Origin of the sequence: Rhodocytophaga rosea, from assembly GCF_010119975.1 — a bacterium.
GTDB lineage: Bacteria > Bacteroidota > Bacteroidia > Cytophagales > 172606-1 > Rhodocytophaga > Rhodocytophaga rosea.
On record NZ_CP048222.1, the window covers coordinates 6,113,963 to 6,139,074 of the forward strand.

General features: G+C 42.3%; 22 protein-coding genes and 1 pseudogene. 19 read left to right on the forward strand and 4 right to left on the reverse strand.

Annotated elements, in window-relative coordinates; genetic code table 11:
- Nucleotides 1-44 precede the first annotated feature (44 nt).
- The 9 genes and pseudogenes from GXP67_RS25330 to GXP67_RS25370 all read left to right on the forward strand — a co-directional run bounded on the left by GXP67_RS25330 (nucleotide 45) and on the right by GXP67_RS25370 (nucleotide 7,830).
- Nucleotides 45-854 (forward strand): hypothetical protein, encoded by an 810-nt coding sequence (locus GXP67_RS25330; protein ID WP_162445706.1) that lies wholly within the window; start codon nucleotides 45-47, stop codon nucleotides 852-854.
- 301 nt (nucleotides 855-1,155) lie between these two features.
- Nucleotides 1,156-2,250: a lipase family protein gene (locus GXP67_RS25335; protein ID WP_162445707.1), complete on the forward strand. Its 1,095-nt coding sequence runs from the start codon at nucleotides 1,156-1,158 to the stop codon at nucleotides 2,248-2,250.
- Between the two features lie 105 nt (nucleotides 2,251-2,355).
- A pseudogene (locus tag GXP67_RS25340) lies at nucleotides 2,356-3,179 on the forward strand (phospholipase A).
- A 112-nt stretch (nucleotides 3,180-3,291) separates the two neighbouring features.
- Nucleotides 3,292-3,525, forward strand: coding sequence for a hypothetical protein (locus GXP67_RS25345; protein ID WP_162445708.1), 234 nt, complete (start codon nucleotides 3,292-3,294; stop codon nucleotides 3,523-3,525).
- Nucleotides 3,526-3,626: 101 nt separating this feature from the next.
- Nucleotides 3,627-3,944 (forward strand): hypothetical protein, encoded by a 318-nt coding sequence (locus tag GXP67_RS25350; RefSeq protein ID WP_162445709.1) that lies wholly within the window; start codon nucleotides 3,627-3,629, stop codon nucleotides 3,942-3,944.
- A gap of 113 nt (nucleotides 3,945-4,057) precedes the next feature.
- Nucleotides 4,058-4,474, forward strand: a complete 417-nt coding sequence (locus GXP67_RS25355) for a hypothetical protein (protein ID WP_162445710.1) — start codon at nucleotides 4,058-4,060, stop codon at nucleotides 4,472-4,474.
- Nucleotides 4,475-4,586: 112 nt separating this feature from the next.
- Entirely contained in the window at nucleotides 4,587-6,302 is a 1,716-nt protein-coding gene (locus GXP67_RS25360) for a L,D-transpeptidase family protein (protein WP_162445711.1), read from the forward strand.
- Nucleotides 6,303-6,411: 109 nt separating this feature from the next.
- Nucleotides 6,412-7,173 carry an SDR family oxidoreductase gene (locus GXP67_RS25365; protein ID WP_162445712.1) on the forward strand — a complete coding sequence of 254 codons (762 nt, stop codon included), beginning with the start codon at nucleotides 6,412-6,414 and terminating at the stop codon, nucleotides 7,171-7,173.
- Between the two features lie 78 nt (nucleotides 7,174-7,251).
- A complete protein-coding gene (locus GXP67_RS25370; protein ID WP_162445713.1) occupies nucleotides 7,252-7,830 on the forward strand; it encodes a TetR/AcrR family transcriptional regulator in 579 nt (192 codons plus the stop codon).
- Nucleotides 7,831-7,846: 16 nt separating this feature from the next.
- On the opposite strand, the gene GXP67_RS25375 is transcribed toward GXP67_RS25370, so the two are convergent.
- Entirely contained in the window at nucleotides 7,847-8,359 is a 513-nt protein-coding gene (locus GXP67_RS25375) for a GTP cyclohydrolase II (RefSeq protein WP_162445714.1), read from the reverse strand.
- 691 nt (nucleotides 8,360-9,050) lie between these two features.
- Here GXP67_RS25375 and GXP67_RS25380 point away from each other — a divergent pair.
- Entirely contained in the window at nucleotides 9,051-9,716 is a 666-nt protein-coding gene (locus GXP67_RS25380) for an FMN-dependent NADH-azoreductase (RefSeq protein ID WP_162445715.1), read from the forward strand.
- 130 nt (nucleotides 9,717-9,846) lie between these two features.
- On the opposite strand, the gene GXP67_RS25385 is transcribed toward GXP67_RS25380, so the two are convergent.
- The gene (locus GXP67_RS25385) at nucleotides 9,847-10,662 is read right to left on the reverse strand and encodes an SDR family oxidoreductase (RefSeq protein WP_162445716.1); all 816 of its coding nucleotides are present in this window, start codon (nucleotides 10,660-10,662) and stop codon (nucleotides 9,847-9,849) included.
- A gap of 304 nt (nucleotides 10,663-10,966) precedes the next feature.
- On the opposite strand from GXP67_RS25385, the gene GXP67_RS25390 reads away from it, so the two are divergent.
- From GXP67_RS25390 to GXP67_RS25430, 9 genes are all read left to right on the forward strand, one after another.
- Complete coding sequence (locus GXP67_RS25390) at nucleotides 10,967-11,524, forward strand: carboxymuconolactone decarboxylase family protein (protein WP_162445717.1); 558 nt, start codon at nucleotides 10,967-10,969, stop codon at nucleotides 11,522-11,524.
- Nucleotides 11,525-11,691: 167 nt separating this feature from the next.
- Nucleotides 11,692-12,582, forward strand: a complete 891-nt coding sequence (locus GXP67_RS25395; RefSeq protein WP_162445718.1) for a helix-turn-helix domain-containing protein — start codon at nucleotides 11,692-11,694, stop codon at nucleotides 12,580-12,582.
- A 153-nt stretch (nucleotides 12,583-12,735) separates the two neighbouring features.
- Nucleotides 12,736-14,739 (forward strand): adenylate/guanylate cyclase domain-containing protein, encoded by a 2,004-nt coding sequence (locus GXP67_RS25400; protein WP_162445719.1) that lies wholly within the window; start codon nucleotides 12,736-12,738, stop codon nucleotides 14,737-14,739.
- Between the two features lie 226 nt (nucleotides 14,740-14,965).
- Entirely contained in the window at nucleotides 14,966-15,694 is a 729-nt protein-coding gene (locus GXP67_RS25405) for an NRDE family protein (protein ID WP_162445720.1), read from the forward strand.
- 250 nt (nucleotides 15,695-15,944) lie between these two features.
- Entirely contained in the window at nucleotides 15,945-16,556 is a 612-nt protein-coding gene (locus GXP67_RS25410; RefSeq protein ID WP_162445721.1) for a LysE family transporter, read from the forward strand.
- A 62-nt stretch (nucleotides 16,557-16,618) separates the two neighbouring features.
- Complete coding sequence (locus tag GXP67_RS25415) at nucleotides 16,619-17,029, forward strand: hypothetical protein (protein ID WP_162445722.1); 411 nt, start codon at nucleotides 16,619-16,621, stop codon at nucleotides 17,027-17,029.
- Nucleotides 17,030-17,230: 201 nt separating this feature from the next.
- Nucleotides 17,231-18,469, forward strand: a complete 1,239-nt coding sequence (gene coaBC / locus GXP67_RS25420) for a bifunctional phosphopantothenoylcysteine decarboxylase/phosphopantothenate--cysteine ligase CoaBC (RefSeq protein WP_162445723.1) — start codon at nucleotides 17,231-17,233, stop codon at nucleotides 18,467-18,469.
- 171 nt (nucleotides 18,470-18,640) lie between these two features.
- Nucleotides 18,641-19,081, forward strand: coding sequence for a YHS domain-containing (seleno)protein (locus GXP67_RS25425; RefSeq protein WP_162445724.1), 441 nt, complete (start codon nucleotides 18,641-18,643; stop codon nucleotides 19,079-19,081).
- Between the two features lie 237 nt (nucleotides 19,082-19,318).
- A complete protein-coding gene (locus GXP67_RS25430; RefSeq protein ID WP_232064579.1) occupies nucleotides 19,319-21,814 on the forward strand; it encodes a glycoside hydrolase family 95 protein in 2,496 nt (831 codons plus the stop codon).
- A 5-nt stretch (nucleotides 21,815-21,819) separates the two neighbouring features.
- On the opposite strand, the gene GXP67_RS25435 is transcribed toward GXP67_RS25430, so the two are convergent.
- Both GXP67_RS25435 and GXP67_RS25440 read right to left on the reverse strand, forming a co-directional pair.
- Nucleotides 21,820-22,200, reverse strand: coding sequence for a hypothetical protein (locus tag GXP67_RS25435; protein ID WP_162445726.1), 381 nt, complete (start codon nucleotides 22,198-22,200; stop codon nucleotides 21,820-21,822).
- A 299-nt stretch (nucleotides 22,201-22,499) separates the two neighbouring features.
- The gene (locus GXP67_RS25440; RefSeq protein ID WP_162445727.1) at nucleotides 22,500-24,815 is read right to left on the reverse strand and encodes an OPT family oligopeptide transporter; all 2,316 of its coding nucleotides are present in this window, start codon (nucleotides 24,813-24,815) and stop codon (nucleotides 22,500-22,502) included.
- Nucleotides 24,816-25,112 lie beyond the last annotated feature (297 nt).

Below are 25,112 nucleotides of genomic sequence, written 5' to 3' on the forward strand. Positions count from 1 at the left end.
GACAATCCCTTAATTTTGTAAACACACCATCCATAAACTCTTGAATGAAACCAATTACCTATTCTTATTTCCTTTTTGTACTGACCAGTATTATTCTTTCATCTTGCGGTGACTCCGGCAAGCAAACAAGTGAAACTACTGCTTCAACTGACACAACTGAAGCGGTTGCGAAGCCAGATGCCCCAACATTGGCTGACGGTTCTTTCTGCTACCGCACTGTTTTGGGTAAAGACAGTGTATTGATGCATTTAAAAGTAGCTGGCAATATTATTACCGGCGGTCTGAATTACGATTTTGCTGAAAAAGACCGGAATACCGGAACCATCAGCGGAGAGATGAGAGGCGATACCTTGCTGGCAACCTATACTTTTATGTCGGAAGGCCAGGAGTCTCAGCGGGAAGTAGCTTTCCTCAAAAAAGGAGAGGAGTGGGTAGAAGGTTATGGCGAAAGTAAAGAAGATAAAGGCAAAATGATATTTGTAAACACCAGCGCTCTGGATTTTACTTCGGCAAAGCCGCTCACAAAAACAGATTGCCAGGAAGATAGTCATGGCTGTGTAGGTATGGTAGGGTATACCTGGTCCACCTTGCAGAATGAGTGTATCCTGCCTTACAAAACCGCAACCCGCCTGAATGCCGGAGGCGAGGCCGGTTCCAAAGAAAGTCCTGCGTTTGTACATTTCTCCACAGACAAAGCTCAGGCTGAACTTTTCCTGCCAGGTAAAGCACCGCTGCTGATGGAGCGTAAGGGAAAAGAAGGAAACCAATCCTGGGAAAACGGTACGCTCAAACTTATTCCTTATAAAGGTTATGTTTTGAAAGAAGGCGATAAAATACTGTATGCAGGTTCCTGAAACGGTAAACAGATAAAAGTAAGCTTCTCCTTTTACAGAAATTAACTATATTCAGTGGCATCTGGTAGCAACCGAAGTGCCTTGCTTATTGACTATAACTGCCTGTCAGAGAGATTAATAGGTTCGAGATTAATTTTCCGGCTGGGTATGGAGGAACTACTAAAATTCCATGTTTGGCTTCTGCTTTTCAACCTGCTTTATTACGTCAACTTTCTGAACAAAAGTATACTTTCCGGGTTGATAAAGAATAGCTTCTTCTGAAAAGTAAACAACTTATCCTCATCTTCAAACCACTGAATTCATGCGAATTAAATTACGTACAGCCTTTTTTGCCTGTATATTTCTTATTTCTGCCGGCAGCTATGGACAGGTTTTACAACCTGGTTTTGATAAAGCAGAATTTGTTGAATTACTGAAAGTGTTTTCCAGATGGGGAGATTCAACCTTTTACAAGGGCATTCCCGAATCCCAGGAATACCGGAGGGTATACAGCTCTCCTATTATGGGTTTAGAAAATAAATGGGAACTGCTCTCCAGTAAAACCCGAAATGTAGCCCTCATTAACCTCCGGGGCACCACCACCGACCCTGTAAGCTGGCTGGAGAATTTTTATGCAGCTATGGTTCCTGCTTCCGGTTCGATGATTTTAGCCAAAAACATGAAATTTGATTACCAACTGGCTACTAATCCCAGGGCGGCTGTACATGTAGGATGGCTGATAGGCATAGGGTTTTTAGCGGCAGATATTTTACCCAAAATGGATTCATGCTATAAAGCAGGTACCAAAGATTTTATCATTCACGGCCATAGCCAGGGAGGCGCACTGGCTTACCTGCTTACCGCCCACCTCTATAGCCTGATCGATTCCGGAAAATTGCTTAAAGACATACAACTGAAAACCTATTGTGCGGCAGGGCCAAAACCTGGCAACTTGTATTTTGCCTATGATTATGAAAAACGTACGATGGGCGGCTGGGCGTATAATATCGTAAATTCTGCCGATTGGGTGCCGGAAGTGCCCATTTCCATTCAAACCGTAAATGATTTTAACCAGACCAATCCCTTTGTAAATGCCAGGAAAGGATTTAAAAAAGAACCGCTTGCCAGGAGAGTTGCCTTGAATCATGTGTATTCCCAGCTTACTAAACATACCTTGCGGGCACAAAGGCGTTACCAGAAATACCTGGGTAAAACAACCTCCCGGTTTGTAAAATCGCATTTAAAGGATATAGAACTTCCAAAATATGTAGATTCCAACCATTATGTGCGAACAGGCAACTTTATTGTGCTGGAAGCCGACGAAACCTACTATAAACAATTCCCGGATAGTGAAACAAAGGTGTTTACCCATCACCTGATTCAGCCTTATCTCTACCTGACCGAAAAACTCAAGTAAGGCATAAAGCATCTTTATTTAATTGTTGCCAGAGTAATAGTCTGTCTGATAGCCTGCTTAATAGTTGGCCATGCCTATGTACAGGCACAAGGACAGAATGAACCTTTGTTTGCTGATTCTATTTATATACACAGTCTGTCGCAGCGATGGGAACTGGATGCTGTCAGCAAAAGAGGAACCTTCCGGATTACGCCCTACAAACCGGTGTATATTACAGCCGGCCGCTGGTCGGATAAGCCGAATGAACAGCCGGTGAGTGAAAATCCGAATTATTCTTTACCGTTCCCTATAAATCTTGGAAACTATGAAGCAAAATACCAGCTTAGCTTTAAAGTGAAATTATTGCAGGAAATATTTGGTAAACATGGCGATCTGTGGATAGCTTATACTCAAAAATCCCACTGGCAGATCTATAATACCAGTATCTCCAGACCCTTCCGGGAAACCAACTACGAACCGGAAATATTGCTGAACTTTGCCACGCCATTTTCCATTGGTAATGTCCGGGTGCGAATGTTGGGGATTGGGTTCAACCATCAGTCGAATGGCCAGATTTTGCCTCTCTCCCGCAGCTGGAATCGGATTATCGCCCATACTGCCCTGGAATATAACAGATGGACTTTATACGTTCGTCCCTGGTACCGTTTGCCGGATACAGAAGACGAAAATCCCTCCCCGACCATGTAGGCCGCTTTGATGCTACCTTAATGTACAATGCCGGTCGTAGTTTATTTGCACTCACCGGAAGTCATTCGCTGCGTATGGGAAACAAAAACCGCGGACAAATCCTTTTCGACTGGACCTTGCGCATTAAGGGCTACCTGAGAGGGCATATGCAACTGCTGCATGGCTACGGCGAAACATTAATCGATTACAACCACCGCCAAAGTACCATTGGCCTGGGAATTTCTCTGATAGAATGGCTGTAAGGGTAAATGGATAATTGTACTAATCTGTTATCAGGTATTTGTTGTTTTTACAACATGTGAATAGAAGATTTCGAAAATTTCTTTTATAAATTCCGTAATTATTCACCAGAACATGTTAGCCATTAACCCTGGAAAATGTAGCCACAATGCCGGATTTAATGACTGTAATCCCTTTTATAGGACATTTGCCAGGGTGGCCGTTACTTCATCTCCCAAATACCTGAATGAGCAGGTATACCTTAAACAACTATTGCGCGTTGTATCATTTTACAAACTGTTACAGGCCGCCTTAGACAAACACTTGTTTTTAATAGCAATATGCTATACTATTGACACAGATAAATAAAAGCAGTAAAAACCTTTAAATTCAACCGTAGAATTGCTTACCTTTAAACGCATAACTCCCTCATTTTAACCATCAACCCTTAATTTCTAAACACTACACCTATGCAAGCTGTTATCCAAACCATTGTAGAAAAAACCGGTATTACTCCTGAACAAGCCAAAACTGCTTTCGATGCTGCCTTTGCTGCCATCAAAACCAAACTTCCCGATTCTGTAAGCAACCAGATGGATGGCTTGCTCGAAGGCAAAGAGTTTGATTACAAAGCAGTAATGGCAGATAAAATACAAGACCTGAAAGAAGAGGCTGCCGAGAAACTGGATAATATCCGGGAAGGGGCTGCCGAAACTCTTGAAGACCTGAAAGAAGAGGCCGCAGAGAAATTCGCCAGTTTGAAAGAAGGAATAAAGAAGATATTTTAAATTCTTTCAGCCAGGTTAGCCTGCTGCATTATCATTCCGGTTAGAAGGGCATCCTTCTGACCGGAATTTTTTGTGTACTTGCTATCTTGTAGAAAGGTTAATATATGTCGAAAATGAGCAGATTACTATTCATCTATATCATACTATTTGGACTTACTACCTGCGCTCATCCAAAAGAGGAAAGTGTTTCAGAAAGCTCCATTCAGCCTGCTGTTGATTCAATAACAAGCAATTCTGCAAACAAAATAATGGATGCACAGACAGGATATTGGATTCAGGAGATGAGGGTAGAAAATATAGATATGCAATTTTGCCTTGATAAACAGGGTGATACAGTGAAATTATGGACGATTGATCAGAGTTTTATAAGCCCAGAAGGCTTTAAGTTAGGAATAACGTGGAAAGAGCTACCGGTTAATCTTCAAGAGCAACTCAGAGAGGAATCAGGATGGGGTATTATGTTAATCTGGATTCAGGCTGGATGCTCGGATTTTGTGAGGGAACTACATGTACAGATAACCCACCAGTAGACACATCTAAAGTAAAATGGATTGAAAAAAGATTATAATTAAAAATCCTGCAATATTACCTCTAGAGTATTATACTTTTATAATCTCATAAGTATTCTGCTAACCCGTATCTATGCCGTCACCATCAACCGTCAGAAATTCTCTGGTAATCCTCTTATTCCTGGGAATAGTGCTGAGCCAGTGCCAGAAAAAACAGGACCAGCCAGAACAGACTCCTGCTTCTTCCCAGACACAAACAACACCTATCCAACAAGAGCTTACGCTTGACACAGCAAAAGTAGCCCAGTATATTCAGCAACAGGTAGAAAATTTATTAATAGGCGAGAAAGTAATTTTGTCCGGCGATTCTGTTTTTTCCAGAAAAGTACTGCCGCAGCTATATCAAAACCGCAGCTTCCGTCCGGCCTGGCTCGATACTGCCTATGCAGCCACTTTGCTGAAAGCGATTGCTAGTGCCGACCAGGAAGGCCTGATGAAAGAAGAATACCACTATACAGCCCTCACTTCCCTTAAAAAGCAACTCGATCAGCAGGAGACCGATTCAGCCAGTATATTGGCCCAGTTTGACATTTTACTTACCGATGGTATACTCAAGTATGGCAATCACCTGTTGAATGGAAAAATTTTGCCTAAAGACTATATCTCCACCTGGAACTACAAAGAACGCATGGTAGGCGATACCATTGTAGATGCCTTTCAGAAAGCCATGCATGCCAGAACCATAGTGAAAGAACTCGACAACCTGAAACCGGATATGCGCATCTATACTTTTTTCAAGGAAAAATTAGTTCAGTTCCATACCCTTGCCCAAGGTGATACTTTACCCAACATACCTGAAGTAACGACTTCTATCCGCCCAAAAACCAGCCAGCCGGCAATTGCCCTGATTAAAGACAGGCTCCGCTTCTGGGGATATCTTCCGGCCAGAACCGATACCGCCAGAGAATACTATGATGATAGCCTGCTGGTGGCTGTGAAGCAATTTCAGGCCATGCATGCCCTTGAAGCAGACGGCGTAATTGGCAAAACTACCATCCGGGAAATGAATACACCAGTGAAAGACCGCATCGACCAGATCCGGATTAATCTGGAACGCCTCCGCTGGGTAGCTTCCAGCCTCTCAGACCGGTATATGATTGTAAATATTGCCGCCTTTGAATTGTATTTATTTGAACAACGGAAATTGCTCTGGAGTACCAACGTTATGACAGGCGCTGTAACTACTTCTACACCTATTTTTAAATCGCAGATCAGTTACCTGGTATTTAACCCCACCTGGACGGTTCCCACTAGTATTGTCAATAGCTCTATTATTCCAGGCATCAAACGGGATGCTTCTTATTTGGCTAAAAACCATTATACGCTGGTTTCCTACAGTGGCAAAACGGTGTCTGCTGAAAGCATTAACCGGAGCACGATTTCTGCCAGGAACTTTCCCTATTCAGTTGTACAAACGCCAGGTTCACACAATGCCCTGGGCAAAGTAAAATTTATGTTTCCTAACCAGTATGCCATTTACCTGCATGATACGCCCAGCAAACATTTGTTTACAAAAACAGACCGGGCTTTTAGTCATGGATGTATCCGGGTACAAGATCCTTTGAAATTAGCCCAAATCCTGCTTGCTGACACTCTGAACTGGAGTGCCGGAAAAATTCAGCAAGTGGTAGGTGAGGGGACCACCAAAACGGTTTTTCTGAAAAATAAACTCGATATTATGATCATGTACTGGACTACCGGAATGGATGCCAGTGGCTATATCAAGTTTTACAAAGACATTTACAAACGAGATCCCGAATTACTGAAAGCCTTAAATCAGTTCACGTAGTCCATGCCAAAGCCTGCTCATGTCTCCTTAATAAAATAAATAATTTCATATTTGGAATATTCGTTCCGGAATGTATATTTGTGGAACAAACATTCCAAATATAAAATATATGACTAATTTAGCAAACAAGGTAGCCGTTGTAACCGGTGGTAACAGCGGAATTGGCCTGGCCACAGCCAGAGAATTTGTGGCACAAGGAGCCAGCGTGATCATTACCGGACGTAAACAAGCAGCTATTGATACGGCAGTTTCAGAATTGGGTAGTACAGTAGCAGGCATTCTGTCTGATACCTCAGATCTGGATCAAATAGACAATCTGGTAGAATCAGTAAAAACAAGATATGGCCTTGTAGATATTCTGTTTATCAACGCCGGTGTAGCCTCTTTTTCGCCCATATCCCAGGTAAATGAGCAGCATTTTGATGAAATTATGAATGTGAATTTTAAAGGAGCCTTTTTTACGCTTAATAAATTTATTCCCTTGCTGAAAGAAGGCGCTTCTGTTATTTTCCTTTCTTCTATCAATGCCACTTCCGGCATGCCTAATACAGCTGTATATGCTGCCAGTAAAGCAGCCGTACACTCATTGGTAAAAGTAGCTTCAACAGAACTGGCGGCTAAAAAAATAAGAGTGAATGCCGTAAGTCCCGGACCAATCAATACACCAATATTTGGAAAAACCGGCCTCGACCAGGCAAGTTTGCAGGGTTTTGCCACTGCCATGCAAGATAGAATTCCGCTGAAACGTTTCGGTGCTTCCGAAGAAGTAGCCAAACTGGTTTCGTTCCTGGCCAGCGATGATGCTACTTTCATTACAGGGTCTGAATATGTAATTGACGGCGGAATTAATGTAAATCCGGTATTAAGCTAAATTTTTTTATCCATTATTGGAACAAATGTTCCAAATTTAGTACCTTTGCTGTGAAAATGGCAAAGGTTTTTATCGTTTATGGCAAGAACAAAAGAGTTTGATACCAAAGAAGTGCTGGAAAAAGCAGTGGAGTTATTCTCGTGTAAAGGGTATAATGGCGCTTCTATGCAGGATGTGGTGGATTGCCTGGGATTGAGCCGTTCGAGCTTATATGATACTTTTGGAGATAAACGCCAGTTATATCTGGAAGCCTTAAAAAGATACAAACAGCAAAATACGGCTGCTGTAGTTGACCTCATCCATCAATCGAAGGATATTAAAAGTACAATCCGGGAAATGTTATTAACTGCGGTACAAGAAAGCTTCCAGGACCAGCAGCGCAAGGGTTGTTTTATGGTTAATACGGCCGTAGAGATGGCTCCCCACGACCCGGAATTTGCTCGGCTGGTGCAGGCGAATATGCAGGAAGTAGAAAATGCTTTTTGTGAAGCCATTAAAAATAGCCAGTCTCTGGGGCAGATGTCAGCTGTGCACGAACCCAGGTCACTGGCCAGGTTTATTTTTAATACCATATCAGGTTTACGGGTAGCTGCAAAATCTGGTGCCGACAAAAAGGTATTTGATGATATTATAAACGTAACCATGTCGGTATTGTAGCCCACTTTATGTGCAATTACACTTTGGTAGAGCTAATTCCAGCTACATTTACGCCGTATTGGATAAGTGTTTCGGCTTTTTTAGGATTGTCGGTCAGCATGCGGATGGAGCTTACCCCTATTTGCTGAAGTATTTCCGCCACATTCCGGTAATCTCTTGCATCTTTTTTAAAGCCTACTGCCTCGTAAGCATCTGCCTGTGAAAATCCTTTCTGTTTATATTCTTTGCTTTTTAGCAGTGCAAAATGCCCATTTCCTTTGCCTTCCTGCTCCAGCCAGATAATGATTCCGAAACCTGCTTGCTGGATTAATTGCTGGGAAAGTTCCATTTGCTGCCTGCAATCGCATTCAACACTATTAAAATAATGGCCATATATACAGGAAGAATGTATCCGGCATAATACATCCTGTCTATCTTTTACATCGCCCATTACCATGGCAATGCACTCTTTTTGTCCATCATAAAACAACATTTCTGTATAGTCTCCAAAAGCAGTTCTAAGTTTTCCTTCTGCAAGTTTTACAATCATAGCCTGCGTTAAAAATATTAAATTAAAAACTGGTTTAATATAACGAATGTAGCTTCCTGACACAAAAAACCAATAAAAACTTAAAGCCGCAACCTGCTTAGCCAAAACATTGACTGGTAAAGTGTGAACTGGTGTATAAATACCTTCAGTTTAATCGGGTTATTCCAGTATAATCTTTAAAATTCTGGCGATAAGTGAAGGGAACTCAAGCTTTACAGTGATATATTTTTATCTGCTATATTATCCGGATTCGACAAAAAAGTATAGACAGTCTAATCAAATAAAAAATTATTCAATACTGTTATGAATAATGCAATATTATAGCTACATTTTGATTATCAATTCATTAGCATTTCCAGCACCCCCATTAACTTTGTAATTCTTTTAACAGAAATTTTTCTTTCATAAGAAAACATATACCCATTGTTTACTTGTGGACTGATAGTTTCTTTAAAAGTCCAACCCAGTGAATTATTAGCTTATTAAACTTAGCTGTAAAGTCAAATTACCTGCAAAACACACCTTGAGCCAGATTGAATTACAGTACCAATCACAACAGACAATTAAACGGTTCCTATCGCAGCCTACGCTGGGAAGGCCATGGAAAGAATGCCATCTGCGGGTAAAATATGTTAGAGCTGTATTGAATTATCTGTGAAGAATATTATAAAAACTAAACCTATACTCCTGTATGAAATTGTTAAACATTATCGCTTCTCCCAGAGGCCCAAAGTCCCGCACGCTTAGTATTGCCAGGGAATTTCTTCACACCTTACAGGAAAAATATCCTGAGCTCATCATTGAGGATCTGGACCTTTTTAAAGAAAACCTCCCGGATGTATTCTGGGGAGAGGTAGCTGCCAAATATGTCCTGATGCAAGGAGGCGTACTGGATAAAAATTCCCAGATCTCCTGGAACCGGATTTTAAACTATTCTAAAGCTTTTTTGGAAGCAGATCTGTATCTGATCTCTACGCCAATGTGGAATTTTTCTATTCCCTACAAACTCAAGCAATATATAGACATTATTGTACAGGCAGGAGTTCTGTTTAAGATCACCGAAAGAGGGGTAGAAGGTCTGGTTAAGAATAAGAAAATGGTTTGTATCACTACCAGGGGAAATGATTATGGCGAAGGAATGCCTATGCATGCCTGTGATTTTCAGGAACCGTATTTACGCTCTATTTTTGGCCTTGTCGGCATTACAGACATCACATTTGTTAATGCCCAGCCGCTTGATTTTCATCCCTCACTTACAACGGCCAGGCTTGATGTAGCGAAAGAAGAAGCCAGAGCCATAGCTGCTACTTATGAAATGCCACTGGTTGTTTCGGATAATGGTGTTCAACAGGTATGATAAAGAAAGTGGTGGATAGGTAAGATTGAATTTAAAAATACCTTCCTGCCACTCGATAAAGTTTAATGGGAAAAATTTACGTTTGGAACTTTCTGTTACTGACCTGTTATAACTGACTAATAACTAAGAGTTATCCATTGTCCTGGAATCCTGGATAGAGCGTCATGCCGCCATCTACAATCAGGGTAATGCCATGTACATAATCCGATTCGTCAGATGCCAGCCAGACAGCAGCTGCCCCGATATCTGAAGTTTCGCCCACCCGGTTGTAAGGAATGAGTTTGAGTAGTTTTTTTTCTGCCTCTGGTGTTTCCCAGGCTTCGTTATTAATAGGCGTTTTAATGGCACCAGGAGCAATACTGTTAACGCGGATTTTATACTGCGCCAGTTCCTGGGCGATGGATTTCATCAACAGCATGACTCCCCCTTTGGAAGCGGCATAGTTGACATGTCCGGCCCAGGGAATAATTTCATGCACCGAACTCATGCAGATGATCTTGCCAGCTGCTTTGGATCTTTCTGGCACTACACCCCGGCGGATAAATTCTTTGGCAGCTTCCCTGGCGCATAAAAATTGTCCGGTAAGATTAATGCCCAATACCGTATTCCACTCATCAAGGGTCATGTCTACAAACTTTGCATCTTTCTGTAAACCGGCATTGTTTACCAGAATATCAATAGTACCAAAAGTGTCGTACATTTCTTTGAACATGCTTAATACCTCTGCTTCATTGCTCACATCGGCTTTGATGGCAATAGCTTCTCCGCCTGCGGCTTTTATTTCATCTACCGTATGCTGGGCACCTTTAAGGCTGCTGGCATAGTTTACGACAACTTTGGCTCCTTCAGCAGCCAGGGCTTTGGCTACCCCAGCACCAATTCCTGAACTGGCTCCGGTGACCAGGGCTACCTGGCCTTTTAATTTCTGAGTGGTTTTGTTTTCCATGAATATGTGAATGTATAGCTGGGTTAAACATTATTTTAAGACCCGTTTTGTATAGAAAATGCAATCTGCGTAACGGTTCACAGCAGACATAATCTACTGATTTCGTAATGTTCACGCAATATCGTGAAAATGGTTAGCTTCCTTCCACCAGAAGGCTGAAGGAAAATTGTCCATCTATCTGCGGCTTTTCTCCATTTTATACGGCCTGTGCTTGCTGCATCTTTGTATCAACATCAAGGCAAACAACTACCGGTAAAAGTTTGAAGAGATGGAAAATATGTTTTTTACTTTAAAATATCAATCCATGCAACGTATAACTGCTTTAAATCCCGATACTGCCACAGGCAAAACAAAAGATCTTTTCAATAAAGTACAACAGAAACTAGGACTGGTGCCCAACATGATGCGGACTATGGGTACTTCACCGGCTGTACTGAATGCCTATTTATCGCTCAGCGGTGCGCTGGCAGAAGGTAAAATTGGTGCTGCGCTCGGAGAAAAAATTGCCCTGCTGGTAGCTGAACTCAATGAATGTGATTATTGTGCAGCTGCTCACCACTTTATCGGAGAAAAGCTGGTAAAAATAGACAAAGCCAGTATTGAATCCAGCCGGCAAGGTAAATCTGAGAATAGCCGAATTCAGGCCGCTTTAACTTTTGCCAAAACACTGGTAGAAAAACAAGGCCGTTTTACCAATGCTGATGTAGATAATGTGTATCTGGCAGGTTTTACAGAAGGAGAAATAGGTGAGATTGTCGGGCATGTCGCACTAAATATTTTCACCAATTATTTCAACAATACAGCCAGAACGGTAGTGGATTTTCCTAAGGTAGAATTATTATCCGGCGTTTCACACACCTAATCAACAATTGCTTCCACAGCTTGCATCTCCCTATTCCCTTACAGAGGAAATGATCTTACTTAATTTTCCTTCCAAGGGGATGGGGATGTGTTTCATCCGTTTCTTTTCTTGTGCCACTCTTTTATTGGCAAAATAATTAATCCTGTATTTTTGAAAAAATATTACTTATGATGTCGCAAACTGACTATACCCTGGTGCATCCACAAAACGGAAAGCTGGCATTCAGCTTAAACTATTTTGAAGGAAACGAGCTTTTTCAGCAGGTTCAGCGGCATAATTATTATTCTGTGATCTGGGTGCAGGAAGGACAAGGCATACTCAATTCAGATTTTTTTGAAAACTGTTTTTCTGCCAGTTCCATGATGTTTTTTTCACCTTATCAGCCTTTTAAGCTTACTGCTTCAACTACTATTAAGGGAATAACCATGCGTTTTCACCCGGACTTCTATTGCATTTATAAACACAACAAAGAGGTAAGCTGCAATGGAATCCTGTTCAATAATATCTACCAGCCACCCTTTGTTCAGGTTCCGGAAAAAGACATTCCTATGTTTATGCATTTGATTTTGCAGATACAGGAAGGCATACAAAGTACACAAATGGGTCAATATGAACTGCTGATTTCTTACCTGAAAATTGTACTGATCCAGGCGACGAGGCTAAAAATTAACCAGCATCCACAGGCAAAAGAAGACTTTGTAGCCGGAGAAGAGCCATTTATCCTGCAAACCCTGAAAGATAAAATCGAAGAAAACTTCAAAACCAAACATGCTCCGGGAGACTATGCAGACATGCTTCATATCACGCCCAAAGCCCTGGCAAAGCTTACCAAAACTCATTTCAATAAAACCCTTACTACCTTAATCGCCGAGCGCATCGTAATCGAGGCCAAACGCGAACTCTACCTGACCAGCAAACCGGTAAAAGAGATTGCCTATAATCTGGGTTTCAATGATGAGTATTATTTCAGCCGGTTCTTTAAAAATAATACCACCATTTCTCCGGTCACTTACCGGGAAACGGTTGGGTTTGGAAAAGGCGAAATCCTGTCTGCCTGAAGCAGGTGAAATTTGCCTGATTGGTTGCCGTTTTGGCTTTTAAGGGCAAGATTAACTGCTGATCTATAAGCTTTTCTTCCTGCACTTTAGTATATTTAGAAAATATAGTATGGTGTGGTTATGAGAAGGTTAGCAGCGATAATGTTTACTGACATGGTTGGGTACAGTGCCCTCACGCAACAAAATGAGGCACTGGCGCTGGCATTGCTGGAAGAACACCGGAAAATTGTACGTCCCATTGTGGATAGTCATGAAGGAAGAGAAATAGAAACTGCCGGCGATTCATTTTTTATTGAGTTTAACAGCGCGGTAGACGCAGCCAACTGTGCCATACAAATTCAATCTACCTTTCACGAACGCAATAAGGCCGAACCCCAGGAACGCCATATCCGCCTGCGTATAGGACTGCATATTGGCGATGTGGTGTATATGGATAAACATGTGCATGGCGATGGGGTAAATATTGCCGCCAGAATGGAGCCGCTTGCTATGCCTGGGGGAATTTGTATCTCTGAAGATGTAGCCAGGCAGATCCGGAATAAAATATCTTTTCCGGTGCTGAAGCTAGGTGCTGAACGGCTGAAGAATATTTCTATGCCGATGGATATTTATTGTATTGTGCTTCCCTGGCTTAAATCGGATCAACGCACGAAAAGAACCTATGTCCCTAAAAGGGTACGTATGTATAGTTTAGCCTTGTTTCTGGGAATTTTACTGATTGCTGCCGGATGGTATTTTTTTATGCACAAGCTAACCTTTCAAGAGGCAGATGTTTCCCGTTTCCGGCTGGCAGTTCTGCCCTTGTCTAATATCAGCAGCGATACGCAGGATGAATATTTTGCCGATGGCATGACCGAAGAACTCATTTCTAACCTTTCAAAGATCGGGGGGCTGAATGTAATTGCCAGAACATCCATCATGAAATATAAAAATATGAACAAGGACATTGCTGAAATCGGAGATGAACTGATGGTAGGAAGTATACTGGAGGGGAGTGTACGCAAGTTTGAAAACAAGGCCAGGATTACCGTTCAGTTGATTGATGTAGCTACCCAGGAAAACCTCTGGTCGATGGATTACGACCGGGAATTACGGGATATATTTATGATTCAGAGTGAAATAGCCCAAAGTGTAGCCGATGAATTAAAAGTAAGGCTGGTTTCTACAGAAAAGGAGCAGCTGGACAAAAGGTATACCCAGGATATGGTGGCTTTTCAGGAATACCTGGTGGGCAAGCATTACCTGAATAAAAAAACGTCGGAGAGTATTCAAAACTCAATTATCCACCTTGAAAAGTCAGTGCAACTAGATCCAGCTTTTGCGCTGCCTTATGCCAGTCTGGCGTATGCGTATGCACTTACAGCTGCGGCAGGCTATGGAAATATTCCCAGGAATGTGGCTGAATCAAAAGCCAGGGAGGCTGTAATGCGTTCGCTTGAGCTGGATAACACACTGGCAGAAGCACATGCGGCTCTTGGGTATATCAGGTTCCGGATCGACTGGAACTGGAAGGAGGCAGAAAAAGAATTTAAACAAGCCATTGCCCTCAAACCAGGGTATGCTACCGCCCATGAATGGTATGCTTTATTTCTGGCCATCCATTCCAGGTTAGACGAATCGCTGCAGGAAATACAAAAAGCCTATGCCCTCGATCCACTCTCTCCCAGTGTAAATAATGGCTTAGCCAGAATATATCATTTCAGAAATGAGCCGGACAAAGCGATTGCCCAGAGTAAAAGAACCTTTGTGATCGATCCTACGTTTGCCGAGGCTTACTTTACGCTGGGCATGACATACTTAAAGAAAGAAGAATTTGAAAATGCAGAGCGGGAATTACAGAAGGCAATCAGTCTGGCTGGCCGCCGTCCGGTAATGCTGGCTATTTTGGGAGCTACCTATGTCCATACAGGAAAAATGGCAGAAGCAAAAGCCCTGCTAGCTGAGCTGCAAACTCCTCCCATGAATAATGATAAGCTCTATGCAAGCAGTTTTATTCTCAATAAACTGGGAAAAGTGGATGAGTCATTGTCTATTCTGGAAAAACTGATGGATGAGAAATATGGCATTCTGGTCTATATGAAAGTAGAAAACCGGTTTATAAATGACGATAATAATCCAAGATATCAACGGATGCTGCAAAAGATGGGACTAGAGTGATTAAGTGAGTAATTCTAATTGGTATATAACGGTTGATGTGAAAAGAGATGCTATACTCAATTGTTGTTGGTGTTTCGCTTCTAATCGTTAGCAACATAGTACTAAATCAACAGTTTGCAGAAAGCTTGGGTGGGATTGAAAATTAGCCTTTCAGTGTTAGTATAAAGAATATCTTCAGACAGGCATCTGTTTTGCCATACCTATTCCTGAGAATAAACTCAAATGTATGTGTACGCTCACTTATCTGCCTATTACAAATAAGGGATTTATTCTTACTTCCAGCCGGGATGAAAGAACCAGCCGCCGCACGGCACTTACTCCACAAACAAATCTGATAGGGGCGCAAATGATCATTTATCCGAAAGATGCACAGGGAGGAGGCACCTGGATTGCGGCTTCGGCGACGAGAACTGTATGTTTGCTCAATGGTGCTTTTAAGCCGCACCGTTCATTAGCTCCCTATAAACATAGCCGGGGTAAAGTAGTACTGGCCCTTTTTGAATATGATTCTATACACAGTTTCGTAACTCAGTACGATTTTAAAGGCATTGAGCCCTTTACTTTAATTGTAATAGAGAATGATGTTCTGTATGAGCTACGCTGGAATGGTACCCGTTATTATTTTAAAACACTTGATGCAGCAATACCTCATATCTGGTCGTCGGTAACCTTATATAATCCACAGGTACGGAGCCGGAGAAAAAGCTGGTTTACAAAATGGCTGTTAAGTGCAGATGAGTACTCGGTGGATTCTATCCGCCTGTTCCATAAAACCGCTGGCGCTGAAGATCCGTTAAATAGCTTTGTGATGAACCGCAACAATGATGTTCGTACGGTGAGCCTGACAAGTATTGTCCGTAAGGAGCAGGAGGTGGAAATGATCTACGAAGATTTGCTCCGCCAGCAAACTCACCGGGTTTTACTTCAGGAACGTATGCAGGTTTTGGAAAGATAGTTCTAATCTCATATAAACATTTGATAAGCACGCCTCATTTTAGCGTAAATGGATGAAAACAGGATCTTCTTATGCTGTATCTGAAAAAAATAAAAGATTGTATGTAGAAATAGACACTCCTTTCATCAGGTAAAGCTGCTACTGTGTGAGCGACCTGTTGTAAAAACGAATCTAAGATAAGGTGTTAAAATACTAAGAATTTTAAAGCAGCGTTAGCAAGTACTTTAACCGCTAAACCTGAATTGTTTGTATGAATATTATTGTATTAAACTTTCTGGCTGGTGCCATTGTCAGCTTTCTGGGTTCATTGCCTGTAGGTGTACTTAACGTTACCATCATACATATTGCCTTACGGAGGGGATTGAGTGCCGCGTTTTACTTTGCTATTGCTTGTGCTATCATTGAATTGATATACAGTTATATAGCCGTTCTGCTTACCCAGGCAGCCTTTCACCTGGAAGCCTTCACATTGTGGTTTCATATCTTTTCCATCCTGGTATTTATGGGAGCAGGTATTTACTATTTACGCAAAAAACCTTCTTCTCCCAAAAGCCCGAATCATGCCCAGGCTTTCTACCAGGGAACCATCTTAAGCATTATGAACATAGTTGCCATTCCTTTCTGGCTTATTTATACTTCTCTGCTCTCCTCCCACCAGTGGATACAACTGGATTCCCAGGTGAGCATTACCTATTATATCAGTGGGATTGCATTAGGAACCTTACTCTCTCTGCTGAGTTTTGCGCTGTTCAGCCATAAAATCAATCAGCGGTTTGTGCTGGAAAGTGTAAAAGTAAACCGGATCATGGGTTTGCTGCTGATTGCGACTTCATTGGTAGAAGCGGTTTATATATTGCAGTAAGATAGGCGTTGGCCAGTAGTTATAGGGCTAATTGTTTGTCTTAATTTGTTATACAAAGAAAAATGAGTTCAATCCAAGGTATTATTATATTTAGATACACGAAGAATGCGGAGGAATTAAACCAATTATGGAATAAATGGCTATTTCTGGGATCTGATGAAAAATATCACAAGCTGAAAAGAGAAACTAATAAAGCCTCAAAAACGAATCTGTATATTCTGCCATTCGATTATGGTTATTTTGAGACAAATGAAGTCATTCCTATAAGTGAAATAGAGAAAGAAAAGCTAGAAGATATAGCATTTATCATTACACCAAAAAATGAGTTTCTATACTATTATGATTATGAAGCTGCTGATATGTCTGACTATTATAAATACCTGATATATCTGAAGCCTTCTTTTAATGAAATTATTGAACAAACAATTGAAAAGTATAAGGATTACTTTGTTTCCTATGCGAGATGCCAATGATAAAAAGCGCACAAGCTAAGCTACTGTTTACTTCCCTGCTTACTTTCAACTTCTTCGTATCAACCTGTTTGTAGCAGTCCGTTATAAAATTTAAGAAATAATATAAACCTTGATTACATACATTCATTTTTCCAACTTGCAATCGTTTTACTATACTTTGTCTAATATTTTGTGTAGTTATTTGCATAGAATCATCTGTACATGCTTTCAGGAAAAAAAATAATAGTAGGAGTCAGTGGAAGTATTGCTGCCTACAAATCTGCCTTGCTCGTTCGATTGCTGGTAAAAGAAGGAGCATATGTAAAAGTGGTGATGACAGAATCAGCAAAAGAATTTATTACGCCTCTCACACTTAGTACACTTTCCAAGCATCCGGTATATAGTAGCTTTGTAAAAAATGAAAGCGGAGAATGGAATAACCATGTTGACCTGGGCTTGTGGGCAGATGTACTGGTGATAGCACCAGCCAGTGCACATACGCTCGCCAAATGTGCCAATGGCTTATGCGATAATTTGCTAACGGCCGTGTATTTATCTGCCAAATGCCCTGTGTATTTCGCTCCTGCCATGGACCTGGATATGTATAAACATCCCAGTACCCGCCATAATATCGAAAAGCTTTTTTCCTATGGCAATCACATTATTGGGGCAGAACATGGCGAATTAGCCAGCGGACTGGTAGGAGAGGGGAGAATGGCAGAACCAGAATCCATTGTCCGCAGCTTGCAGGCACATTTTAGCCAGAACTTAAAATTATCCGGAAAAAAAGCCCTGATCACCGCCGGACCTACCTGCGAAGACATTGACCCGGTCAGGTATATCAGCAATCATTCTACCGGTAAAATGGGATATGCCCTGGCAGAAACTTTGGCCCAAAGTGGCGCTCACGTAACCCTCGTCAGTGGTCCTGCTTCCATTCCGTTACCCACTCATCCGCTAATTAGCCTTGTAAAAGTCCGGTCAGCACATGAGATGCACCAGGCATGCCTCAAATACTTTCCGGAATCTGACATCGCCGTTTTTGCCGCAGCCGTCGCCGACTATACACCCAAAGTAAAAGCTGAGCAGAAGATCAAAAAGAAGGAAGATACCTTTGCCATTGAACTGGTAAAAACGGTAGACATTGCAGCCGCCCTGGGAAAAGAAAAACAAGCGCATCAACTGATGATTGGGTTTGCCCTGGAAACAGAAAATGAAATGCAGCATGCCCAGGGTAAACTGCAATCTAAAAACCTCGACATGATCGTGCTCAATTCGCTCAACGATGCCGGAGCCGCATTCGGCCATGACACCAATAAAATCACCATTATTCACCGCTCCGGACAAACGCAAACTTTTCCGCTCAAATCCAAAACAGCCGTCGCCCAGGACATTGTAGAGGTTATCACTGAGCAGGTAGCTAAAACCTCTGGTATAAGCCAGTTTCCCACTCCCGCTTAATTGGGAATGTCCCGGAATATAGGGAAAAGCAAATATTGAAAAGGTAAGAAAAATAGTACGATTTGCAATAAATAGTTGAACGTGAATAGTTTGAAAAATTGGCCTGCTGTGGCACCTGGTTTGAACGGAATAGCTGTATAGTATCATTTTCAAACCATTAAAACCGTTTTCATGAAATCGATTATATGGATTGTTAGCTTTATTGTAAGCGTATCCTTCCAACTTTTTGCCCAGCAACCAGAAGTATTTACTACCTTCAAAGGCGCCATTAATGGCTACGATGCCGTAGCGTATTTTACAGAAGGCAAACCAGTAGAAGGTAAAAAAGAATATTCCCATACCTGGAAAGGAGCGGAGTGGTATTTTTCTAATCAGCAGAACCTGAAAGTATTTGAGTCAAACCCGGAAAAATTTGCACCTCAATATGGCGGCTATTGCGCCTATGGCATGTCCAGGGGCTACAAAGCCACTACTGAACCCGATGCCTGGACCATTGTTGACAATAAATTGTATCTGAATTATAATACTGAGGTGCGTTCGATGTGGAAACAGAAACAGGAGGAATACATTAAAATTGCCAACAGCTACTGGCCCAAAGTATTAAAAGAATAACTTGAGAAAATAACTGCCCATAGTATTGCTAATAGCTTTAAAAAGCACAGGTTAGTTTATAATATGAATTATGAAGGGAACACCCAGGGCAAATTCTGGGTGTTTTTTATAAAAGTTGGGCAAGGCAGCATTAATTCGTACCATCATTGGCAGTTCATTACTTTTTCTATAATTTCCGGGCGCAGATCGAAAGATATTTTTAGTGCTTGGATCTGAATCACCCCAAATATGGCTCGTATGAAAATAAGTTTTAGTATAATTTTTCTGGCGTTTTCTTTCACAACAGGTATGGCGCAAAGCAACCTGAAACTCTGGTATAATCAGCCTGCCCGGAACTGGAATGAAGCACTTCCGGTCGGAAATGGAAGGATAGGAGCCATGGTGTTTGGAAAACCAGATCAGGAATTAATCCAGTTGAATGAAGAAACCCTCTGGTCTGGCGGGCCGGTGAACACGAATCCGAATCCGATGGCTGCACAATATCTGCCTCAGATCCGGGAGGCATTGAAGAAAGAAGATTATAAGGAAGCAGAAAAGTTAACTGAAAAAATGCAGGGCTTGTTTACAGAATCCTATGAACCATTGGGCGATTTAACGCTTACTCAAAACTATTCAGGCCAGCCTACTGCCTACCGCCGGGAACTCGATATTTCAAACGCTATTTCCACCACCAGTTTTAAAGTGGGGGATACAGAATACAGCCGGGAGATATTTATTTCCGCTCCAGATCAGATTATGGTAATCCGGCTGAAAACAAGCAAAAAAGGCGCTTTACAGGTAACAGCCGCTACCACAAGTCCTTTGTTTTATACCAATGCCGTAATTAGTTCTGCTGAACTCGCCATGAAAGGACAAGCACCAGCTCATACCGATCCGAGTTATATGAATACGATGGAGCAAGCAGTGGTTTATAATGATCCAACCAGATGCCGGGGGATGCGGTTTGAATTGCGCATGAAAGCCACAAGTACAGATGGAACCATTACCTCAGATGAAAAGGGATTGCATATTTCAGGCGCTACAGAAGCCATTTTACTGATTTCGGCTGCTACCAGTTTTAATGGGTTCGATAAATGTCCCGATAAAGAAGGAAAAGATGAAAGTAAACTCGCCCAGCAATACCTGAATAATGCCGCATCTAAAACTATAGATAACCTCAAAAAAGACCATATTACCGATTACCAGAAATATTTCAACCGGGTAAATCTGGTGCTCAATGGAAATCCTGTGGTAAACCAGCCCACCGATGAACGCCTGAAACGCTATGCAGAAGGTGCCAAAGATACGCAGCTGGAGGCTTTGTATTATCAGTTTGGCCGGTATCTGCTCATTTCCAGTTCCAGGCCAGGCGGTATTGCAGCAAATTTGCAAGGCATCTGGAACCACCATGTTCGTCCGCCCTGGAGCAGCAATTATACCATCAACATCAATACCCAGATGAATTACTGGATGGTGGAAAGTGCCAATCTATCGGAATTACATGCGCCCTTATTTGACCTGATTAAAAATTTATCGGTGACGGGAAAAGAAACAGCCAAAAACTTCTACAAAGCCCGTGGCTGGACAGCCCATCACAACGCTGATATCTGGGCGACTTCTAATCCGGTGAGTGGCAGTCCGTCATGGGCCAACTGGCCTATGGGGGGTGCCTGGCTCTGTCAGCATTTATGGGAACATTACCAATTCACTGGAGATACTGATTTTCTGAAAAATACAGCTTATCCGATCATGAAAGAAGCCGCTCTCTTCTGCGAAGACTGGCTGGTTGAAGATGCCAATGGCAAACTCGTTACTTCTCCGGCTACTTCACCGGAAAATGTATTTCTGACAGAAAAAGGGATAAAAGGAACAGTTTCGGTGGCTACGACCATGGATATGTCGATCATCTGGGATGTATTTACCAATGTGATACAAGCTTCGGAACGCTTGAATGTGGATGCAGACCTGCGGAAAACGCTGCTTGAAAAGCGGAGCAGGCTCTTTCCTTTACAGATCGGCAAAAAAGGCAATTTGCAGGAATGGTATAAAGACTGGGAAGACCCTGAACCTGAACACCGCCATATCTCACATTTGTATGGGTTGTTTCCCGGCCGGCAGATTTCACCTTTTACCTCAGCAAACTATACCCAGGCCGTACGGAAAAGTATGGAATTGCGGGGAGATGGAGGAACTGGCTGGAGCAAAGGCTGGAAAATTAATGTATGGGCCCGTTTGCATGATGGAAATCACGCCTATAAACTAATCCGTGAACAGCTCAAACTAACCGGGGTGGAAGGAACCAATTATGCCAATGGCGGAGGAACCTATCCAAACCTGCTCGATGCCCATCCGCCTTTTCAGATTGATGGAAACTTTGGAGGTACTTCTGGCATTACCGAAATGCTGCTGCAAAGCCATGATGGGGTACTCTATGTTTTGCCTGCCTTAGCCGATGCATGGCCCAATGGAGAGGTAAAAGGTTTGAAGGCAAGAGGTGGTTTTGAAGTAGATATTACCTGGAAGAACAACAAGCTCGATCAACTGGTGATTAAGTCGGCGCTGGGCGGAAATTGCCGCTTACTGGCTCGCAGCCCCTTGAAAGCTTCCGGCAAAGCAACTTTGGTAAAAGCCCAGGGACAAAATGCCAGTCCGTATTTCCAGTTACCTGAATCTGCTTCGCCGGACTATATTAATCTAAATGTATATGATCTGGCCACCGAACCTGGGAAAGAATATGTGATAAAGGGGCAGTAAGAAAATCAAATAGTATGTTTTAGGAGAGATTTATTCTTTAATTTGTTTATCAATTTTAATAGGCCCTCTCTATTCTTGGCAGATTTGATGAAGGCAGGTAACTTCTCAACCATTGTCATGTATCGTGGGTTATTTCTTTCTCTGAGTTTGGCAACTACGTATTGTTCCAGATAATGCAAATGCTCATTATTATATGCCCAGAATAACTCATCCTTAAATTGTGCTTGATACCACAACTCGAGCCCTAAAAATGGATCAGTAGCTGTATTGTATCTGATATAACCAATATATTCAGTATAAGTAGGGTGGTAAGAATGTGTATCTCCACATTCAGGACACTTAACTTTTATAGCTTGTTTCTTTGTTTTTACTTCAGGAATCGTCATATTGATTCTATTAGCACAAGTGTTACAATATACCTTGATTGATAAGTCAAAAAGCTTGTTCTCTAACTTAATTTGATGATGGCAATGGTAACAATTAAAACTGCTGTGATAGGTTTTAAGATCAGTGGTTATTTCTCCTGAATGCTGACAATTAGGACAGTTAACGATAATTCTGTTGTAAAAACTATATAGAGTTAAGTTCTTATCCTGAAATCTAGTTGTATTTAATCTGGTATCCGCCATTTTTATTCTTTAATTATCAAACAACCAACTTTACAGATTTACTTATTGGCTAATCATTACCGTAACTCATCTTTACCCTTGAATAACAGTTCTCTTCCGGTATAATAGAGTAAAACGCATAATACAGTGAATGGCACCAAGGACAGCCAGTCGGATTGAGCGCCTGCATAGAAGGGATTATTAGCTTCAGACCATTTGGTAAAAGTTTGCATAATCTGTCCCAGAAACTCAGTGGCCAGGGCTACCATAATTCCGGCTAAGGCTCCGCCGGCAATATATCCTGAGGCTAGCAGCACCCCCGGGCTTTTATCAGTTTCAGCAGTAAGCTCTTCTTCGGTTAAGTTGCGGCCTTGTAGTTTTCTAATTAAATCTTTATCGACCATCCAGCGTACCATACCCCCAACAAATATGGGTGCCGAAACGGCTACCGGTAAATACAAGCCTACCGCAAAAGCAAGCGAAGGAATACCAGATATTTCCAGCACAATGGCAATCATTACACCCAGCAGTACGAGGCCCCAGGGAAGTTCCTGGCTTAAAATACCCTTAATGATATAGCTTATCAGGGTGGCTTTTGGCGCGTTATATTTGGTAACAGTCGTACCATCCGTCCGCTCCCGGATGGCTCCGTTGATACCAGGGTCTACCAGATATACAGGCTTGCCTTGTTCGTTTACCAGGTAACGTCCTGTTTCCCCCTGATTTACATCCGTATTATGCCATATATAATAAGCGGTATTGTCGTTCAGCGCTTTGTCAGTTACTTGTTCTGTTTTGAGCTGGCCATCTTCCTGCAAAAGCTGACCGCTGGGTATACGAAATTCTGTTGCAAAAGCGGTAGGTGCGACCGGTACATATACGGTGGCTGCATTATTAAGCCCGATAAGAATAGGACCTAATACCAGGGCAGAAGCCAAGGCTCCGGTCAGGATGGCAATTTGTTGTTTCCAGGGAGTAGCACCTACAATAAAGCCTGTTTTCAGATCTTGTGAAGTAGTACCCCCATTAGAAGCAGCAATACAAACAATACCGCCAATCGTGAGCGCCGTTACAAAATAAGGGTCTGGCTGCGTCCATCCGATCAGCAGAAAAACCAGGCAGGTCAGCAGCAAGGTGGCTACCGTCATACCTGAGATAGGATTAGAAGAGGAACCTATTTCGCCGGTTAACCTGGAAGATACCGTTACAAACAGAAAGCCAAATAGAATGATAAGAATAGCTCCCAGAATATTCATTTTGAGCGTGGGCACCAGGGCAATAATGAGGATTAGCGTTAGAATTCCTCCTATAACCCATTTCATGGAAAGATCCCGGTCAGTTCTGGGCAATACTTCCTCAACCGTCTGCTTATTTGAACCCCTGAAATCGGCAATACCTGACCGTATCCCCTTAATTATAACCGGCAGGGAACGGAATAAACTGATCATTCCTCCGGCCGCTACGGCTCCTGCGCCAATGTATAAAATATAAGTTGTCTGGATACTATCCTTGCCTTCCAGGGCCATTTTGCCTATTGTTAAAAGAGTAGCCGGGGGGAGAGGTTCGGTTAAGCCGCCGCCAAAATATTTGATCATGGGGATGAGCACCAGGTAAGCTAATACGCCACCTCCAAACATAATACCGGCGATTCTCGGCCCAATAATATAGCCTACTCCCAGCAAGGCCGGGTTATTTTCCAGGGAAATAGAACCTCCCTCAAAGGATTTGCCGAATTCTTTGGCGGGTACTTCTTTCCAGCTTTTAAAAACCTGCATCAGTGTATTGAACAGAAACCCAAGCCCAAAGCCAATGACAATGATCTTGCCCCCACTTGTGATTCCGGCATCTGCTCTGGTAGTGGCCGCTTCTATAGAAGCATTCCGGGATTCCTGGTTAGCACCGGCTTTCAGTACTTCTGCACAGGCTGTTCCTTCCGGATATTTCAGGTAACCATGCTGATCTCTGATTAATGCCCGCCGGAGGGGGATCATCATGAGTATGCCAAGCAGGCCGCCGAGTACAGCCACCAGTGTTACCCGCCATATTTCCAGATCGAAACCCAGAATCATGATAGCCGGCATAGTTACACCTACCCCAAAAGCAATAGATTCCCCGGCACTACCGGCCGTTTGTACAATATTGTGTTCCAGAACGGTAGCATCCCGCATACCCAGCTTCGACAATACACGGAAAAGTGTAATAGAGATAACTGCTACCGGGATAGAAGCTGACACCGTAATTCCTACTTTTAATACCAGATACATCGAAGAAGCACCAAAAACAATCCCAAGCAGAGTGCCCACTATAAGCGGTACAATGGTAAGTTCGCGCAGGTTTTTTACGCTATCGGCAATATATGGGCGGAAATTAGCAAGGAAAGGATTTGTGGTCATACATTAAGTAAGCGCTGACAGGGATATTTTATCTCAAATTCAGGGCTATTGACCTGAAATGGACAAATGAACTGTAGCGATAAGCAGGTAATATACCTACCTTTTACCTGATTGGCAAATGGAAGAGTACTGGTGTATTTGCTCGGAGTACACAAGCAGGCAAAGCCAAAGCATAGCTATTATGTATGCTAGACTGCTTATCTGGAAAGCTATACAATCTGTTTATAGGCTTTTATCCTCCAGCACAGGAGAGGCTGTAATCCAATTACCAACAACTAATTATGAATTATTAATGAG